We start from the raw sequence: 2383 nt of genomic DNA, 5'->3' as shown, positions 1-2383 counted from the left end.
TGCGGTGTGTCAGTCAATGATGACGTCGACTGACACACCGCTTTCGCGAGCAAGCTCGGCTCCTACAGGTTTACTTACGGCTTCACCAACCGCGCATCCAGGCTGTTCTGCGCCAGTCGCCTGGCCTGATCCTGAGTCATCCCCAGATGCGTATGCAGAGCATGGAAGTTCTCCGTGACATAACCACCGAAGTACGCCGGATCATCGGAGTTCACCGTCACTTTCACGCCACGCTCGAGCATGTCGAGAATGTTGTGCTGCGACATGTGGTCGAACACGCACAGCTTGGTGTTGGACAGCGGGCACACGGTCAGCGGGATCTGCTCGTCGATAATCCGCTGCATCAGGCGCTCGTCCTCGATGGCGCGTACGCCATGGTCGATACGCTGGATTTTCAGCAGGTCGAGTGCTTCCCAGATGTACTCGGGCGGACCTTCTTCACCGGCGTGGGCGACGGTCAGGAAGCCTTCGTCGCGGGCACGGTCGAACACGCGCTTGAACTTGCTCGGCGGATGCCCCATCTCGGAGCTGTCCAGGCCGACCGCCACAAAGGCTTCACGGAACGGCAACGCCTGGTCGAGTGTTTTCTGCGCCTCTTCTTCGCTCAGGTGACGCAGGAAGCTCAGGATCAGGCCGCTGGTGACGCCCAGTTGCTGCTCGCCATCTTTCAGGGCGGCGGCGATGCCGTTGAGAACCACTTCGAAGGGGATGCCACGGTCGGTGTGGGTCTGCGGATCGAAGAACGGTTCTGTGTGAATAACGTTCTGTTCCTTGCAGCGCAGCAGGTAGGCCCAGGTCAGGTCGTAGAAATCCTGGGACGTTTGCAGCACGCCGGCGCCCTGGTAGTACAGGTCGAGGAACTCTTGCAGGTTGTTGAAGGCGTAGGCCTTGCGCAGTGTTTCGACATCGCTCCACGGCAGGGCGATCTTGTTGCGTTCGGCCAGGGCGAACAGCAGCTCGGGCTCCAGCGAACCTTCAAGGTGCAGGTGCAGTTCTGCCTTGGGCAGGGCGTTCAGCCAGTCGTACATATTCTTTTCTCATCAGGTGCAGATGGGCGGGCATTCTACAGGTGCTTGCACAAACATTCGGTAAAACCTGACCGAAAGGTTCATAACCCTGGTTTGAGCCATCGATACGCTAAGGTCTAACGAAACATTAGCACCGCGTCGCAGTCAGTCGCTTAACAGCTCTATCACTGCAAAAGGCCCGCCATGCTCACGATCCTTAAACAGGAAAGCTTTCTGCTGCTAGCGGTGCTCGCCGCCGTGGTCGCGTTTCCGCTTGAGCACTGGTTGCTGCACAGCGGGCAGGGGGTGGCGCTGAGCGCCGGGCTGGTGCTGATCGCTTTCATCATCGCGGCCTCCATGCGCGTGGCCCACCAGGCCGAACTGCTCGCGGAAAAAGTCGGTGATCCCTACGGCACCATGATCCTGACCCTGGCGGCGGTGCTGGTGGAAGTGGTGATCCTGGCGATCATGATGAGCAACGAAGCGTCGCCGACTCTGGTGCGCGACACTATTTACTCGGCGGTGATGCTCGACATCAACGGGATTCTAGGCCTGGCGGCGTTGATGGGCGGCCTCAAACATGGCGAACAGTCCTACAACGATGACTCGGCGCGCAGTTACAGCGTGATGATCCTCACCGCCATGGGCGTGTCGATGGTGGTCCCGGAGTTCATTCCAGAGGAGCGTTGGAAGTTGTACTCGGCGTTCACCATCGGCGCGATGGTGGTGCTTTACGCGCTGTTCCTGCGCATGCAGGTCGGGCCGCACAGTTACTTTTTCAGCTACAGCTATCCGGATAAACGCCGTCGCAAGGAGCCCATCGAGCAGGAACCGAAACCCGTCAGTCTCGCGCTGTCCATCGGCATTCTGGTGTTTGGCGTGGTGGTCATCGGCGCGTTGGCGGAGGTGATGTCCAAGACCCTCGATCTTGGGCTGGAAGGGACGGGGGCACCGCCGGTGGTCACGGCGATTCTGGTGGCGGCGATTTCCGCGGCGCCGGAGATTCTGACCGCGTTGCGCGCGGCACTGGCCAACCGTATGCAGTCGGTGGTCAACATTGCGTTGGGGGCGTCGTTGTCGACGGTGATCCTGACGGTGCCTGTGATGGAGGCGATGGCGCTCTACACCGGCCAGCCATTCCAGATGGCCATGACCCCGGTGCAGACGGTGATGATCTTCATCACGCTGATTGTCAGCGCGATCAATTTGAATGACGGTGAAACCAATGCCATCGAGGGGATGACGCATTTTGTGCTGTTCGCGACCTTCATCATGTTGTCGCTGCTGGGCCTCTGAACCCGGCACAAACAAACCCCTGTAGGAGCCGAGCTTGCTCGCGATAGCGGGGTGTCAGCCAAAATCAATGTGTCTGACAT

General features: G+C 59.5%; 2 protein-coding genes. One reads left to right on the top strand and one right to left on the bottom strand.

All coding sequences use genetic code 11. From position 1 onward, the window contains the following. Positions 1-74: 74 nt before the first annotated feature. Positions 75-1028: an adenosine deaminase gene (locus ACW9JE_RS30325; RefSeq protein ID WP_457434862.1), complete on the bottom strand. Its 954-nt coding sequence runs from the start codon at positions 1026-1028 to the stop codon at positions 75-77. Between the two features lie 183 nt (positions 1029-1211). Here ACW9JE_RS30325 and ACW9JE_RS30320 point away from each other — a divergent pair, with 183 nt between their 5' ends. Beyond that, positions 1212-2303 carry a calcium:proton antiporter gene (locus ACW9JE_RS30320; protein WP_457434861.1) on the top strand — a complete coding sequence of 364 codons (1092 nt, stop codon included), beginning with the start codon at positions 1212-1214 and terminating at the stop codon, positions 2301-2303. Positions 2304-2383: the final 80 nt, after the last annotated feature.

This window comes from Pseudomonas sp. SDO55104_S430 (assembly GCF_054070595.1).
The sequence above is the reverse complement of the archived record's forward strand: the minus strand, read 5'-3'. Positions and strand labels throughout refer to the sequence as shown.